Here is a 17372-nt window from a genome sequence, read left to right as displayed (position 1 = left end):
TTAGAGGCATTAAAGGACACCATTTTGAAAAACCAAGTTTTTATACAACTTTTTTCATATTTTCTTTTTATGCATAAAGAAGTAAAAAAAATTTGAAAACTACCTTTAAAGATCCTTAGTTATTGTGATTAAAGCAATTAAGGCAATTAAGGCAGTGGAATGATGATAGACATGACGAATTTATTGCGTTCAATCGACAACAACCACAAAGGGCTGCAATTGCTGCTAGGCGACTTTTATAAGGACTTTTCGGACGCACCGATGAACATAGAGATGCTTCATAAAGGTAATCGTTTTGATGAACTCAACAACTACTCTAAAAAATTGAAAACCATCTTAACTTTGTTATGCGACCAAGACCTGCCGCCCAAAATGGCCAAGTTGGAACATTTGAGTAAACACGAATTCCCTGCGCCGGAAGCGCTTTTAGAAGATGTGAAAACTGAACTACAAAACGTCAATGGACAAATCAATCACTTGCTGGATATTAAGGAAGTTGTAGATGACGAGTCATCGAGGTAGGTCATGAGCAATAACCAAATAGAGCATCACCTCAGAAAAGCGCTCGTTTCTAACAACGAGGCTTCCAAGGTCACAGCAGATGACACCATCGTGCTTGCAAGTGCGATGACAAGCGTTCACAAGACGTTGCTCATCATTTTTCTGCTTGCTTTGGTGGCTATCGCCGTGGCGTCACAAGCACGCATCGACATTGTCGTTTCTGTGCGTGGCGAGCTGTTACTAGAGTCTGATGTTGAGAAAGTTCAACACCTAGAAGGCGGTATTTTAGAAGAGCTGTTAGTGAGAAAAGGGGAAGTTGTGTATGAAGGCCAGCCTATTGCTCGAATCCGCTCACTCGACCGTAACACCCAACTCGATACAGTGAACACTGAAATCATTCAGTTGGAACTCGATAAAATTCGTTATGAAAGCTTACGTGACATGATCGAACCAAACTTTGCTTCTTACATCGAAAAGTACCCAGAACAAGTTCAAGTCAACATGAATACGTGGCAGCAAGAGTTCTCGAAGAACCGCTCCAACGAAGAGCTGATCACTCACGATATTAAACACAAAAACTCTCTGATTGGATCAATGCTAAAGCGTCGCAAAAGCTCAGAGAACCAACTCTCGCTCATTCGCAAACAACTCAACATCAAAAACACGCTTTATAAAGAAGAGATGGCGTCCTATGTCGACGTTCTAAATATGAAAGTACAAGAATCCAATATGGTTCGTGAGATTGAAAACCTTGATGAGTCCGTCATGAACGAACGTTTCCAGCTCGACAAACTCGAAAAACAACATCGAGATTTAGTTGAGAACCGCAACTCTGAGTACCAAGCACAGATCATCCAGGCCAATAAAGACCTCAAACTAAAACGGATCTTGCAACCACAACATTCCGATAAGGTAGACCGCTTAATCGTCTACTCACCAGTGGATGGTGTGGTCGACAAATTACACTTCAACTTCCGTTCTGCGGTAATACCACCCGGCGAGAGTATCGCTGATATTGCACCAATCAATAACTCCCTACACGGTGAAGCGAAAATTCCGCGTAAAGACATGGGGTTTGTCGAAATTGGCCAAGCGGTAAAAGTAAAAATGGATACTTATAACTTCGCAAAATATGGATTTGTTGAGGGAACCATCGCCTCAATTAGCCGTTCATCATACGAAGAAGAAGATGCCGAATTCTATTTGGCAGAGATTGAGATTGATCGAAATTTTCTTGAACGAGGAGGCACTCAATACAAATTATCACCTTATATGGAATTTACCGCCGACGTAAAAACAGGCTCGCGTCGCGTGATCGAATACGCAGCAAAACCTGTGATGTCAGCCATCGAAGATGCATTCGATGAGAGGTAATCAATGAGCGGAAAACCTTCTTATAACATTTCCGTACCAGCTCTACGTCTGAGCATATTGTTCAGCGTAGTACTGGCGGCGCTCGCTTTCTATTTATACTTTTCTTGGTCAAAAGTAGATTCGGTTGCTCAAGTGCAAAGTGCCCCACTGCTCATACAAGCTCAGAAGCTTAATCAGACCATCGAACAAGATATTCAAACTCTACAGCAGTGCTTAAGTACCGACACTTGTGGTACTAACGAATTCAATCTAGTTAACTTGAAGCGTGAAATAGATGAATTTAGATCGCTAGCTTCTTTGAACAAAACTGAGTTCAGCTTGGTTGGCGCGACTGAATACACCCAACTTGAATTAGCGATCAATCGCTTTTCCGACAGCACTAAAACACGCAACGACGTACTCGACTTATACCTGTCACTGACCAACAACTACCTACAAATGGACGACAACTACCGCACCATGTTCAACAACCATGCGAGCGACTTGATGTCAGAGAAAAACGAGTTCTTTATCTGGTTGTTTATGGTGGTCGTGATACTGGCAGTAATCACGGTCCTATCGAATTCAGTTGCTATGTTAAAGCTGAAGAAATCCAGCTCTAATGAACGAGAAATCGACTATGAGTTCGATGCCCTCTATCAAGAGCTGAAACAACTCGACTTACAAAGACTCGAAGAGCTTCTGAATGAAGTGAGCATCAATCCGAAGCAACGCCAGATCTACTCTCACCTCAAACTGATCTTCAGTAAATTGGAAGACCAAAAGCGCAATAACGACCTCTACAAACAACTGTATGCGCTAATCGGGTATGAGATCCGCGGTATCACCAACACCATCAACGGCGGTGTCCAATATCTGGTTCAAGAAACCGATGAAAACGGCGTATTGATGGCGAAGGATATTACCTCTGCGTGTAGTACCTTATCTGAGTTAGCAGAAAACTATAACCGTTTGATTTCACAGGGTACGGAAAGTAAGTCGAAGGAATTCTCGCTACTGAGCGTGTTGTCTGAATTGATGATTCATATCAGCGCCAAAGTACAGAGGAACGAAGGTCAACTCGACTGCTTTATCTCTGACAATTTGCCGAACCGTGTTGAAGGCCAATCCACCAGCTTGTTCTGGATCTTGTTTCTGCAACTTTCTAACGCCATCCAACTTAAATCAAACAAGAAGTTATTCGTGACAATAGAGTCTGGCGCCGCTTCGGATATGGAAAATACACGTGTCACCATCAATCTTAACTTCCTTTCAACGTTAGATGTCTCTGTTGCCAAACTCAATAAGCTCCATTGGAGCGATCATAAACACCATACTGCTAACACAGACGACTTAGCGAAAAGCGTATTAAAAGATTACGGGTATTACGAAAGTCACTGGTTCCAATCGGGTACACAGGAGCGTTTTCAGATCGAGCTTGATCTCAAGGCGAAGAATTTCCATACAGAGAAAACTCGCTTCGACGGCAAGCGTTTACTGCTATGCGCCAATACACAAGTTCGTATCGATGTAATGAAGAAAATGCTCAGTAACTTGGGGCTTGATATCACTGAAATCCGCACTGCAAATGAGTTGTTTTCAGCGGCGAAGACCTTTGGTGATTACGATGCGATTATGCTCACCGATACTTTTGAACCCAACAAGCTGCCATCGTTGAGTAAGACGGTGAAATCTCAACTTAAGAGTCACCCAAATACCAAGCTGTTGCTTTCAGTAACCAATACTCAGCATGCACAAGAGTGTCACAGCTTCGTCGATAAGATCATCAACTCCCCTGCGATTCCTTATGAGTTTATTCCGAACTTACTCACCATTATGGAAGCAGAAGCATCAGAAGAGCAGATGGAGAACAGCTCATTCCTTATCGTAGAGGATGACCGAGTTCAACAAATCTTACTTAAACGAATACTCACCAAACAAGAGTATGAACCAGACACCGTTGGCGATGGTGCCGATGCCGTGAAGCACTTCATGAATAAACGTTCTGACATCATCTTCATGGATTGCATCATGCCGGGTATGGGCGGCATCGAAGCAACAAAACGCATTCGCCAATTCGAACAAGAGAACGAGAAAAACCCTTGTACCATCATAGGTGCAACCGCATTGACCAGCAGTAACGAACACCAGGCTTGTATTGAGGCCGGAATGGATTACGTGATCAGCAAACCTTATAAAAGCGACCAAATCATCAAGGTGATCAACAAGTATGTGGCGGTACAGAAACTTAACTAGCAGCATCATAGCTGCACTCGCATTCAGCACGACACCTTCAGCATCGGCGACTACCTTGCTTGAGGCGGTAGAACTCGGCCTGCAAAACAGCCTGTCTCTTCGCGCCAGTGATAAAGGTGTGGAAGAGAACGAATACAACATTGGGATCAGTCGCTCTAAATTTCTGCCTTCACTCAATGGTGCTGCCGATACCACATGGAACGAGAATGAAACCTTGCTATCGAGCGTACCCGATGAAACCTCTAGCTATAACTCAAACAGCTACAGCCTTTCGTTATCCCAATCCATATTCAATCTTGGTGACATTTTTAAATATGGGACGGCAAAACTCGACTTCAATATTGAAGAGATTAAACACGAGAACAAAGTCCAAAGCACCATTTCGGAAATCGGGTCTCAATACTTTGAGTATTTAAAAAACAACGCCCAAATTAAAGCGACCAAGGTTGAGCTTAAATCGTCCGAAACGCGTGAACATCAAATGCGACGCAATGTAGAGCTAGGTAACACCGCAGCCAGTGAGCTTTACGAAGTGATTGCTCAGAAAGAAGGTGTGTCGAACAGACTAAGAACCTTGCAGAAAGATCGTCGTGTCATTCTCAACGGGCTCTCTATTCAAATTCAATACCCTATCACTCCGTCGCAAGACATATACGAAAGCGTGCCGTTAAAAGAGATCAACGAAACCGAGCAACGCACGATCATGGATCAGGCGTTAAAGCTGAATAACGACTTGTTGGTGGCAAAGAAAAACGTAGAGAGAAGCCGCAGAAGCTTAAAAGAGAGCGGTTCGAACTTCTTACCGACCGTTTCGCTTTCAGCCAGCTATCGACACGATGATGCCAATAACTACGATAAAACCGACATTACAGCAACAGGTGAAAGTAACTCAACCAGTGTTGGCTTAAACCTCGCCGTGCCTATCTTGTCTGGTGGTTCTGATTACTATGGCTATCAAAAATCATCGACGGCCATCGAACGTACTGAGCTGCTTTACCAAGATTCGCTTTATACCACACGTAACAGCGTGAATACCTCAGTGCTCAACATTAACGATTTCTCGCAGTCTATAAGCAGTTTCGAAAACATCATTCGCGCCAACTACGCCTCTTATAAAGGGATTCAAAGAGCCTACCAATTAGGCACGCGTACCATCACCGATTTACTTGCCGCGGAAAGTAAACTGTTCAGTGCTTTGAGAGACTATGAAAGCGCACGATACGACTACATCATCGAGACCATCAAGCTTGAGCAAATTAAAGGCATACTCTCAATTCAATCGATAGAGAGCATCATGCAATTGATGAGCGATATTGAGGGACGAGACAATCAAGATTTGGTGCCTAAACACCTTCTCTCAACGGAGTCATTGAGGAAAGGAGGTCGCAATGCAAACTGAGCAGTTTTCGCAAAAGATCAACATGGCAGATAAGTGTTATCTGACTTTCTCAACGATAATATCGACCCTGTTTGGCTTGGTACTGCCCTTCTCTATTCTGATCATTTTTGACCGAGTATTACCCAACCAAGCTCAAGATACTCTGTTCTTATTGTTCGCGATTATCTTGATTTCTATCTTCCTCGACTATCACTTAAAAAATCAGGAAGAGAAGATTTCCTCTGTCATCATGAGGCAGTTTGAGACCAACTTAACCAATAAGGTATTTCAATCCATCTGTTTGGCTGAGATCTCAAAATTCCGCCGCTTAGAACCGGGCGAATACCTAGAACGAATCTCAACCATTCCTGAGTTGAAAACCTTCTTTGGTGGCGAATCAGTTCGAGCGCTGATCAATCTTGCCGTCAGCGTTATAACCATCCTCATTATTGGCCTTATCAACATATGGGCTGGCGTGACGCTTCTGATTGCCTCGCTAATTTTAGCTATTTTCGCTTGGAGCCTTTCCAAACAGAAAATTGGTAGCTTGCAGAATAAGTCAGACATCGAAGGGTTAACTACCTCCAAAATCATTGAGATCATCTCTAGCCCGCTTGATATTAAAGCGCGAAACATGGAATACCGCGTTGAAAGCCTGATGACACAAATGGTCGAGGAACGTGAAGTTGAAAACATCAAATACGAACAGATTGAATCGAATTTTGGCTTGATCTTAGCGCTCATCCAACAACTCTCGATTGCTTGTGTTGTTGTGGTATTGGCAACAGCCGTTATCAATATGGAGTCAAGCCAAGGCATTATGGCCGCGATAATCATGTTGACCAACCGTTACTTTGCGCCCTACCAACAAGTGATGCGTACCGCAAGCCGCTGGGAGTTAAACAAACTCCATATCCAACGTATCGCTGACCTCCTTGAATTGGCCGCCTCTGTTGAACACCAACATGAAACAACAGAAGTTGAACGTATTTCGGTTAAGTATTCTGAAAAGCAGCGTATCGAGTTCGAACTCGGGCAGGCCTATTTGCTGACAGGGAAAAGTGGTTCAGGTAAGACCCACCTTGCTAACTGTATTACACGTCAGAACAATGATAACAAACTGGACATCATGATTAATGACACGCCTCTGAGTGACGTAAACTACAACGTTTGGCGTAACAGCGTGCTGATGGTCGATAAAACAAGTTCATTCGTGGAAGGGACCATTATTGATAACCTAACCTGTTTCCGTCCAAGCCTGAACAATACGGCTTTCGCCTTATGTGAAACCATGAACATCAAGGCGCAAATTGACGGACTTCCTGCTGGTTTTTATACGGAACTCAAAGGGCATATGCGCAATCCATTCTCTCGCCAAGTGGGATATGCTCTGTTATTAGTCAGAGCCCTGCTCGCCAGTAAACGTGTATTGATATTCGATGACATTGATTGTGTCTTTGATGAAGAGTTCGCACGCGTCGTCCTCACGAGTACCGCCTATCGTGCCAATGACAAGATCTTAATTATCGCTAGCAACAAGATGGATAAACTTAACCACCGCCTCAAACGCGTAAAACTTACCGGAGGTGACCAATGAGTATCCTAGTAGACTTCAATAATGTGCCGCAACGTGTTTTGGATTTTGAATCTAGTGGATACGACGAACGTTACAGTCAATCGCCACTTATTCGTGGTTTGGCCTACACCTTGATAGCACTCGAATGGGAAGGCACGCCCGCTATACTCAGCGATGCTTTTATTCCAAAACCCAAAGACGGCGACAGCTTTACAGCAACCATAGAGCGCCTTGGATACCGCTGTGATGTGACAAAACTAAAGACACTCGAGAATATCGATAAATATCCTCACCCGTGCTTTATTGAGATAGAAAACCTCAGTGCCATCTTCTTAGGGACAAAAGATGGGAAGTTGCTGCTGTTTGATTACACGAACAACAACACCATTGAATACCCAATGTGTAAAAAGCCCTGCTTGCTGATTTCTATTAGCGAATATTCTCGTCTGTTCCGCGAACCACCTCCGGAATCGCAAGACAGAAGCAATTGGATAAAATACGCTTTCTATCGTTACAACAATGAACTTAAAAGCCTGATCATTCTGAGCTTCGTCATTAGTATTCTCGGTGCATTGCAGCCATTCTTCATCATGAGTGTCTATAACTTCGCACTGACTTCGAGCTCTCAAGCCACGCTCTATTGGTTGACCCTATTTGCCGTGATCGTCGGCTTCTCGGAATACTTCTTCAAAAAGATGCGGGTCAACATCATTGCCACCTCCGGTAAAGATCTCGCGGTTCACATATCCCAAGCCGTAATATCGAAACTGCTTTGGCTGCCCTACGCAATGACTTCAACCGCAGGGGTTTCGTCTCAGTTGGCTCGTTTGAAAGATATCGATACCTTCCGCCGCTTAGTGACCGCAGAATCGACCCTTAGTTACTTTGATATGCCGTTTGTGATTGTATTCATCATTGCGATTGCTCTGATGTCTGGCACGGCAGCGCTTGTGGTGATGGGTGGCTTAATATTAATGTTGGTGTTCTGTGTTTACTCTCGTTACATCTACTCACAAGCTACATCTAAAAGCTCTCGCGCTAACGCCATGGTCTCTTATCAATGGAATGAAATCCTTCGTGGTATCAAGACCATTCAAGGCTTGCCTTTGTTGCGCGTGGTTCAATCTCGTTTTAGTGCCTCCCATATGCAAAGCACCAGTGATGCGGAGAATGTTGCTGTAACCAACAGTAAAATTCAGGCTGCAGGCGGTAGTTTGATTCAGGTGATTGGTACTGCAAGTATCGTGACCGCAGTAATCGGAGTCATGGAAGGCACTTCTGATGCGGGTGCGATGCTTGCGACCGTTATTCTCGTTTGGAAAGCACTAGGCCCGATCATGGGTATCTATAACTCAATTTCTAAGTTTCAATCCATCAAGGCGTCATCGGCACAGATAAACAATTTAATGTCGATGAATGACGACAAGCTAACGCTAGAAAAAAGCCCGCCTATTCGGCTGTTCCAAGGAAATATTGTGGGCAGTGGTGTCAGCCACCGTTACACAGGGGCAGCAACAGGGTTAACCAACCTTGGTTTCAAGATACCTCCCAGTGCAAAAGTCGTCATATGTGGCCCGACTGGTTGTGGAAAAACCACGCTCATTTCAATCATGGCTGGTTTAGAAGATCGTTATCAGGGCGCGGTGTCTGTCGATGGCTATAACATTAAGCAATTCAACAGTTATCGCTATCGCACGTCGATTAACTACATCCCTTTCAATTTGCACATTTTCGAAGGTTCTTTGGAGACCAATTTCATTTTACACAATGGATTGATTCCGACAGAGAAAATGCAGGAGATGGTGAGCTTCTTCGAGCTAGACGAATGGCTGCCAGAAGGCTTGGCGACTCAATTGAGTGTCGATAAGTGCAAAGGTCTTCCCAATGGCATTCAACAAAAGCTGCGTTTGGCACTTGGTTTAGGTAACTGTGAGCAATCTCTGATAATCATTGATGAACCGTTCAACGGGGCTGAAAATGAAAACGCTCAGTATTTTAACCGCCTGTTCAGCGATAAGTTGCTGAATAAAACCGTCATTTTTTCGACCAATGATCCCGGTTTGATCGCTACTTCCAATATGAGTTTGGTTCTAGAACCTGATGGCAACTTGAAATATTTTGGCTTAACAGACAAATACTTAAACAGCTTGAGTTAAACACGACGATGCTTATTCACAAATTACTCGTTAGATAAATGGATGTAATTGACAAAAACATAAGTGAGAGAGATGATTCGCTCTAAAATCACCGATAAAAAGGAAGCAAATGTACACATTCGTTGCAGACAAGCTTGATGTAGCTTACTTATCCGCAATTCCTGAAAACCATCAACTTCAGGGCTGCGATGTGCCTGAAGAGGAAATCGAACTTCGAGAGATCATAGAAGTTTGGTATGAGTGTGCCTTTCTACCCGCTTTCAATCTTCAGAAAATCGATATCGAGAACAAAGCTGAGTTAACCGTCGTACAATCAAATGTTCTGAGCAACGATACGCGTACGCTCGCTTTCCTACTCAAAAACAGAGTATACCGCGCTGCACTGAACAGAATGCTCGGTGTTTGGGCACTAGAACCTTCTGCAAAAACGGTGTTAGAGCAACTTCTATTTGAACTAAGTCTCGATAAAAATCACCCTAATTAACTCGCTTTTTAAGATACTCATCAATAAGCATCAAAATCAAACCGACCGCCAAACGCTATAAATTGCTAGCAAGAGAAGCTATTTCAAAATAAGCTTAGGAATCACAAGAACTTATACCCCTCCCACACTTCCATTAAATTTACAGTTTCAAAGTTTCCATATCGGCATTTTTATTCTACTGTTTTTATATAAAACCAGTTGGATGGATCCTTAATATGTCGACACTTACGGTCTGGAATAACCTTTCAGTTAAACATAAACTCTTTGGCTTAGTTCTACTACCAATCTCATTGCTCCTTTTCTTAGCCGGTAGACAAGCTTACTTTCTGACGACGCAGTTAAACGATTTTGAGCGAACCAATCAGTTAGCAATTTACCTTGAAGATATCTCTGTCTTGTATCGAAGTACTTTGGCACCAAACACTGAAGAGTTCGTTAATCGAAGTGCTAAGGTAAATGCCGAGCTCAAAGCACTTTCACCTAGCATATTTCTAAACAGTTCCGAAGAAGTGAACCAACTGCTGGCCGACTTCAGTGAGGCAACCTTGTCGACTATGAAAACGACCGACAGTTTCGATAAGCTGGATGCGATTGAATGGCAAAGTGACTTGTACCAACAATTGTTGCTAGCCATTGAGAAAGTCCCTTTTGATATCACCAAGCGTGAGATTCAACAGCACCTCACCGCCTTGCATCAACTAGAGTGGTTGATGTTTTGGTCAAATGAAGAATTTAAGCTCAGCGCTTCACTCTTCGATATTTACCAAAATCATCAAGAGTATGATTCTGAACTAGCCGAGTTGGTTGAAAGCCTCAATGCTAGGCAAGTTTTGTTCTTAGAAAGATTTGTGTCCTTGAATGCCAATACACATCAAGTTTCACTCATGATTGAAGTGTTTAAAGATGAGGCTTTTATGAAAAGCCAAGAGATACGTCACGCACTTCATAGTTCATCCACAATAAGCGCATTAACTCCACAAGAGATCACTACCGGACTCAATGCGATGAGTGCTCGCCTAAGCCTGTTGCAGAATTTAGGTGACGTGATCAAACAAGAGTTCCAGGCCGAAGTAGCTCAAGCGATCTCAGATGCTCAAACAGAAAGAACGCTATTTATTTCCATCGTCACGTTGCTTGCAGCAACTGTTATGGGATTAACCCTCAGTTTAGCGAAACAAGTCACCAACAATCTTGGGCTAGTTCTTAGGTTCTTAAAAAGTGAAAATGATGATACCCGCCCTTCTTTGGACAAACTGATTCAAGGCAAAGACGAACTCAGCCTATTTGCTCAGCAAGTAGAGCGACTGACCATCGAACGAGAACATGCAAAAGAGAAGTTAACGATAGCGAAAGAAGACGCAGAGCGAGCGAAAGAAGACGCCGAAGAAGCCAAAGACCACGCAATACAAGCTAGCAAAGCGAAAAGTAGCTTCTTGGCCAATATGTCTCATGAAATTCGAACCCCACTGAATGGCGTTATCGGAATTTCGGAGATCCTGTCAGACACACCACTTACACCAACACAACGTGATTATGTAGATACGATCGAGACCTCATCCCAACTACTGCTAAGCCTGATCAACGACATCTTAGACTTCTCTAAGATTGAATCTGGCATGCTATTAATCAGCCCGCATTCGGCATCGATTAGAGAATCCATTTACGACATCGCATCTATTGTCGCGCCAAAAGCTAAAGAGCAAAAAATATCAGTGAACGTTGATATCAGCCCAGACACACCTGCACGCGTGATGATCGATGATCACCGATTAAGACAGATCTTGATGAACTTTATGTCGAACGCGGTGAAGTTCACAGCAAAAGGTGGCGTTACCCTGTCAATCCAAACGCTAAACAAAGCAGAAAACAATGTCACCCTAAGGTTTTCTGTGCGAGACACGGGGATTGGTATCGATAAACAGCAACAGAAACAGATATTCGAACCGTTCGCTCAAGAAGATGATTCAACGACCAGACAATTCGGTGGTACTGGTCTTGGCCTTGCGATCAGTACTCAGCTTGTTGAACTTATGGGTGGTCAGATCCAACTCGACTCCGTCAAAGGTGAAGGCAGTTGTTTCTACTTCGATCTAGAATTACCCATTGATTTAATGTTGCCAAAACCAAGCACAGCAACCGCCGACATTTATGTTCTAGGTAACGCGAACATGCTCTCTAAACGAATAGAATGGGACCTTAACCTCTATGGTTTAGAAATAACCCAACAAACGAGAGATACAGCTGAGCTTACGCAACAACTCACGATTCAAAAGCACGCTAACCCAATCACAGTTGTCTTTGCTGAAGATGACACATTCCAAGCCAGTGACTATACCAGTGACTTAGATAAGCTCCACCAAAACGGCATCACTATCTGCTTGATTCGATCATTTTTGAGCGAGCCGGCTGACATCGGCAATTGTGTTACGGCTCAAGTATCACAGCCCCTACTCGGTTTACGTTTGATTAAAGCGGTTGAGCTCTGTGATACACAGGGTCGGGTTGAGCTTTCAGAGGCGAGCCAACCTTCTCTAGAGATACAACACAAAATTCTGATCGTCGAAGACAACAAGGTCAACCAAAAAATTGCCGGGCTTCATGTTGGTAAAAGTGGTTTTGAATTCGAGTTTGCGAATAATGGCCAGGAAGCCGTGGACATGTTCAGATCGAACCCTCACTACGCAGCAATACTCATGGACTGCATGATGCCGGTTATGGATGGCTTTGAAGCGACAAGTAATATTCGCCGCGTTGAAAAAGAGACCAATGCCAAGCGTCGTATCCCTATCATTGCCCTGACCGCCAGTGTTATTGATGACGATATTCAAAGGTGTTTCGACGTGGGCATGGATGACTATGTGCCAAAGCCATTCAAATTTGAAATGTTAAAAGAAAAAGTACTTGCCGCCGTTGAAGCAATGCCACTTCCTGTTGCCTACAAAACTAAATCTACGAAAAAACCCGCGACCGTAACGCCGATTCTTAATGCTGCAGCTAAACGGACTGTGCCAGAGGAAAGAGAACAAAACCCGGTTCCGAGCAAATCTGAAAGAATACTGCTCGTCGAAGACAATCGAGTTAACCAAAAAGTCGCTTCGGTCATGCTAACAAGGGCTGGTTACACTTTTGAAATTGCAGAGAATGGTCAAATTGCCGTTGATATGTACCAAAACGACAGTAGTTTCGACATTATACTAATGGATTGCATGATGCCCGTTATGGACGGTTTCACAGCAACTAAGGAGATTCGGGAGCATGAGAAAAACCTAGGCTTAAGCAAAACTCCTATCATCGCGCTAACCGCCAGTGTTATCGATGATGACATTCAAAAGTGCTTTGATTCAGGCATGGATGGATACGTAGCGAAGCCCGTAAGAAAAGAAAAGCTATTCCATCAAATAGAAAGTGCGACTTGTTAGGAGAAACCCATGGATTGGATTAAAACAATAAAAACACTTCCACGCAGAGTCATATTGCCCGTCGCGGTAGGGCTATTAGGAAACTTGCTTCTTCTCAGCCCAGCTCATGCCGCAGAAGATTACGCCATATTCTCTTTAGATTCAGGATTTGAAGAAATATCGATAAACAAAGCAAGGAAGCTGTATAGAGGAAAAACAAAACGACTCGATGGTAAACGTGTAGAACTTTCTGATTGGCCTGAAAACAGCAGCGAACGTGAAGTTTTTTACCAACAACTGCTTGGAAAAAACGCAGCTCAAATGAATGCCCATTGGGCGAGCTTATCCTTCTCAGGTAAAGCTCGTTATCCAAGAGAGATTAAATCGGCGTCCACCGAAACCTTGGTTGACTGGCTTGATGACAAGCCCAATCGAATTGGGTACGCCCCGCTCTCGACGCTCCCTGAAAATGCCAATGTTCTATACGTTATAAGCTCGGAGAAATAATATGAAAAAAATAATTACGTCAGTGCTATGTGCTTCAATTGCCTCTCCGGCTTTCGCTATTATTGAACTTACCGATAATTTTTCGTTAAGCGGATTTGGTTCTACTTCTTGGGCAACATCAGATAACGACTCCCCTTTAATCATCAACAATGGTTTTACCGATGAAAATTGTTATGACTGTGATACCACACTTGGAGTTCAACTCGATTACTTTTACAACTCATTTAAAGCTTCCGTACAAGTTGTCAAACCACCCCAATATGATTGGAGTGATCCTCAACTCGAGTGGGCTTACTTGGGCTATGAATTTAACGACTTCGATGTGAGTATTGGTCGATTACGACTGCCACTATTCCTTGCCTCTGAATACTATTATGTTGGCCAAGCCTATATGACGGCAAGACCACCGACAGAGGTGTATAACAGCGTTCTTGGTATTACCGCTTTCAACGGTGTCAAAGTGAGTTGGACTCATGATGTAACCGATGAAGCTACCCTACAACTCTCTCCATTTGTCGGAATCAAAGATAAGAATGAAGTAGAGTTCAATTCGACAACCGAGCTGGAATTCGAAACAAATCGAATGTTTGGTGCAAACCTTCAATTAAGTGGTGATAACTATCGTTGGAACTTATCTTTCCTTGATTCAAATTTCGATCAAACGACAAAAATTAAAAACGTTGGCACGCTTCCAACAGCAGACAACCAACACATCCAACTTTGGTCGCTAGGCGCTGAATATGAATTTGGCCAAGCGGTATTGGCGAGCGAAGGTCAAATCAGTGACGTTTCTTCATCCATGTACGCCAGCCTAGGTTACCATTTAGGAGCATTTACACCTTACGTAGTATACGGCGCGCAATTTAACGCCAATGAGCACTTAGAAGGGAATAGCTACTTAGTTGGTGTAGATTACGACTTGATGTCAAATATATCTATCAATGGTGAAATGCAATTCTTCGAAGCTCGTAGGTCAAACGGTGCCTTTATTGACGCCCCTAAAACCGATAAAGATGCATTGCTCTACACCATCATGTTGAGTTTTGTTTTTTAGCTCGAATTCAAATCGATGGTCACTTGCAGCAATTAAGATCCAAAAAAGCCAGTCGAATATTCGACTGGCTTTCTCAATAACGGTTTATCAGCTTACCATTAACCCATCTAAAGATTATGAGCTTGGCGCGACTCGTTTCTCTTTCAACTGTTCAATAACATAATCAGGAGCCACTTTACCTAGCTCACCCAAGCAATCATCTGTTTTTTCATTGCCATAGCGTACATAAATATCGCATACCGCGTATAACTGTTCTGGAGAGCCAGAGATCAAATACGCTTTCTCGAACGATTTAGTCGATTTGTCGATATCCAGCTCTTCTTGTAGTACCCCATTCAAGTACCAGTAATAGCTGTTATCTTTTGCAAGTTCTGCTGCTACTTCAATCTCGTGGGCTGCTGCTGTTTTGTCTTCAAGGCGAACCAAAGTTAATGATTTAGAATAGTGCATCGCTGCATTGTCCGGTACATTCTTCAAACCACGATCCAATAGCTCGACCGCTTGTTGATCTTTATTCTGAACTCGGAAGTTGTCCGCGTAGCTCAACCAAACTTGTGGGTCTCTGGGATGAGTGTTGATGAGCTCCAGATAAACCGTTTCCGCCTTATCCCACTCGTTGTGCCAGCGAAGAACATCAGCAAACAACAGTTGAAATTTTTCAGATTCTTGCGTTTCCAAGAAGCTAATCAACTCTTGTACCGGTGGTTCAATTTGCGCTTTTTGTTGGTCATCTAACGTATTAAAGTCACGAATCAGATTTGACGCTGCCGTGTGACGAACCATGGTATCGATGTCTTTTAGCAGCGGGGAAATTAACGCCCAACGATGCTCAAGTTGGTAAGGTTCAGAACCGATAACTGCCGCTTCACGAACTTCAGGGTTTTGATCTTTCAAACCTCTTGCCACCGCCACCAGCGCATTTTGGCTTGGGTATGAAGCAAGCGCTTGCAGTGCACCAGTACGATTTTCAACAGATTGATTCTGGTCTTGTGCCATGTAAGACAACTGTTGAATGCGGGTTTGAGTGTCCGTCATTTCAAGCACTTGATTGATATTTTGTGCTGGCGCGTCAACCGTTTTTTGAACGCTATTCGCAGCCATCGCAGACGTTGAAATCAATGTGGACGTTGAAACCAATAAAGCAACAGCCGTCGCTAAACTCTTCTTCATCATAGTATTACCTTAAACTGGAGAACTTAGCCTGTCCTTAGACTCGTATCTGATTAAATTTATCTTGGACCTGTTGATCCAAAGAACGAGTTAAAACTTGGTCTCGAACGTAGTTTGTTGCGCCTGTTTTGCACGATGTGCCATCAATACTGAATCACTGAATTTGCCATGAGCAACCGGATGCCCCATCGCACGAGCGATATAAGCCATCGACTTGTCGACATGAGAAAAGAACTTGTGCCAACCTGCACATAAGTAGTTCAAGCCCGGTTCGCCTGCGCGAGTTTTGATAAAGCGGTTTTTAGGACATTCACCATGACAAGCAAACTTGTAATCACACTGCTGACATTGACTGGTCATTGTGCGTGATTTAGCGAAACCAAACTTTTGCTGTGGTGCGCTGTACGCTAAATCATCAAGCTTCTCGTGGTGGATATTGCCAATTTTGTATTCAGGGTAAACGTAGTGGTCACAAGAGAACACATCACCGTTTGGCTCCATCGCTAGGCCTTTACCGCAGATCTCATTCAGAGTGCAAAGCGGATTCGGACGACCAATCCACGTTTCTAAGCTCGCTTCAAAATACTGAACGAACACTTTACCGATGTCGTTCTTCGCCCACTCATCAAACACAGAGATCAGGAAGTTACCCCAAGCTAAATCCGACACGCACCACGATTCCATGATCGAGTCTTTATGGCCGGGGATCAGGCGTTTTTCGCCTTGTTTTAGCTGCTCACTCACTTGGGATGTTTGTGGCGCAACCGTTCTAAAGGTTTTCTGTTCAACGATAGGAATAAACTGCATTTGTGGAGACTTCACCACATCACGTAGGAAGCGATACACCTCAAGTGCATTTTGACTGGTGAGGTTATTCACACAAGTCAACGTTGCAAATTTAACTTGATGTTTGTGCAGCAACTCAACCGCCGCCATCACTTGTTTGAATGTGCCACGGCCTGCTCTGTTAACACGATACGCATTGTGCAGCATTTCAGGACCATCAATACTCAAGCCGATCAGGAAGTTATTCTTTGCTAAGAATCGGCCCCAATCGTCATTGAGCAGTGTGCCATTGGTTTGCAGATCGTTTGAGATCAACACACCTTCAGGTCGGTACTTTTTCTGTAGTTCAACCACTCTTTCAAAGTACGCTAAACCCAGCATAGTTGGCTCGCCGCCCTGCCATGAGAAGATAATTTCAGGCGTGTTTTGACCTTCGATATATTGTCGGATGTAGGTTTCTAGCGTCTCATCATCCATTCTCGGAGAACTGCCTTTCTTGTACTCCAACAAATCTTGCTTACTTAGGTAATAACAATATTTACAGTCGATGTTGCACGCTGCGCCAATTGGCTTAGCCATAACATGCAAGCGTTTAGACGCTTTACCATTGTATTGTGGACCTTGAGTAATGTGCATGATTTATCTACCTATCTTAGTGTCTGTAGCCATCATAATGCCTATTTCAATCAGTGGCATGTTATACCCTTTATAACCAATAGGAATGACCTTAAACGTTAAAATTGCCCTCTATTT

Annotated in this window: 12 protein-coding genes; 10 read left to right on the top strand and 2 right to left on the bottom strand. The window is 43.5% G+C overall.

The genetic code is table 11. From position 1 onward, the window contains the following. The first annotated feature begins 159 nt into the window (after positions 1 to 159). From ACED53_RS05005 to ACED53_RS04960, 10 genes are all read left to right on the top strand, one after another. A complete protein-coding gene (locus ACED53_RS05005; protein ID WP_017099384.1) occupies positions 160 to 522 on the top strand; it encodes a hypothetical protein in 363 nt (120 codons plus the stop codon). Positions 523 to 525: 3 nt separating this feature from the next. Further along, a complete protein-coding gene (locus ACED53_RS05000) occupies positions 526 to 1875 on the top strand; it encodes an HlyD family type I secretion periplasmic adaptor subunit (RefSeq protein WP_017099383.1) in 1350 nt (449 codons plus the stop codon). A 3-nt stretch (positions 1876 to 1878) separates the two neighbouring features. Then, positions 1879 to 4110 (top strand): response regulator, encoded by a 2232-nt coding sequence (locus ACED53_RS04995; protein ID WP_017099382.1) that lies wholly within the window; start codon positions 1879 to 1881, stop codon positions 4108 to 4110. Then, the gene (locus ACED53_RS04990; RefSeq protein WP_017099381.1) at positions 4085 to 5509 is read left to right on the top strand and encodes a TolC family protein; all 1425 of its coding nucleotides are present in this window, start codon (positions 4085 to 4087) and stop codon (positions 5507 to 5509) included. Before ACED53_RS04995 ends, ACED53_RS04990 begins: the two co-directional genes overlap by 26 nt. Continuing rightward, the gene (locus ACED53_RS04985; protein ID WP_017099380.1) at positions 5499 to 7085 is read left to right on the top strand and encodes an ABC transporter transmembrane domain-containing protein; all 1587 of its coding nucleotides are present in this window, start codon (positions 5499 to 5501) and stop codon (positions 7083 to 7085) included. Before ACED53_RS04990 ends, ACED53_RS04985 begins: the two co-directional genes overlap by 11 nt. Next, complete coding sequence (locus tag ACED53_RS04980; RefSeq protein WP_017099379.1) at positions 7082 to 9220, top strand: ATP-binding cassette domain-containing protein; 2139 nt, start codon at positions 7082 to 7084, stop codon at positions 9218 to 9220. The genes ACED53_RS04985 and ACED53_RS04980 overlap by 4 nt, the downstream gene beginning before the upstream one ends. A gap of 109 nt (positions 9221 to 9329) precedes the next feature. Next, positions 9330 to 9704, top strand: a complete 375-nt coding sequence (locus tag ACED53_RS04975) for a hypothetical protein (RefSeq protein ID WP_009844972.1) — start codon at positions 9330 to 9332, stop codon at positions 9702 to 9704. Between the two features lie 215 nt (positions 9705 to 9919). Further along, complete coding sequence (locus ACED53_RS04970) at positions 9920 to 13123, top strand: response regulator (RefSeq protein ID WP_017099378.1); 3204 nt, start codon at positions 9920 to 9922, stop codon at positions 13121 to 13123. A 9-nt stretch (positions 13124 to 13132) separates the two neighbouring features. After that, the gene (locus ACED53_RS04965; RefSeq protein ID WP_009844970.1) at positions 13133 to 13609 is read left to right on the top strand and encodes a hypothetical protein; all 477 of its coding nucleotides are present in this window, start codon (positions 13133 to 13135) and stop codon (positions 13607 to 13609) included. A gap of 1 nt (position 13610) precedes the next feature. Further along, entirely contained in the window at positions 13611 to 14663 is a 1053-nt protein-coding gene (locus ACED53_RS04960; protein ID WP_017099377.1) for an ABC sulfate transporter permease, read from the top strand. A gap of 114 nt (positions 14664 to 14777) precedes the next feature. Here ACED53_RS04960 and ACED53_RS04955 read toward each other — a convergent pair whose 3' ends face one another. Together ACED53_RS04955 and ACED53_RS04950 are read right to left on the bottom strand one after the other, a co-directional pair. Then, positions 14778 to 15836: a tetratricopeptide repeat protein gene (locus ACED53_RS04955; protein ID WP_017099376.1), complete on the bottom strand. Its 1059-nt coding sequence runs from the start codon at positions 15834 to 15836 to the stop codon at positions 14778 to 14780. 87 nt (positions 15837 to 15923) lie between these two features. Next, positions 15924 to 17255: an anaerobic sulfatase maturase gene (locus tag ACED53_RS04950; RefSeq protein ID WP_017099375.1), complete on the bottom strand. Its 1332-nt coding sequence runs from the start codon at positions 17253 to 17255 to the stop codon at positions 15924 to 15926. Positions 17256 to 17372 lie beyond the last annotated feature (117 nt).

The sequence above is a fragment of the Vibrio sp. 1F169 genome, assembly GCF_041439605.1.
Lineage (GTDB): Bacteria > Pseudomonadota > Gammaproteobacteria > Enterobacterales > Vibrionaceae > Vibrio > Vibrio tasmaniensis_A.
The sequence above is the reverse complement of the archived record's forward strand: the minus strand, read 5'-3'. Positions and strand labels throughout refer to the sequence as shown.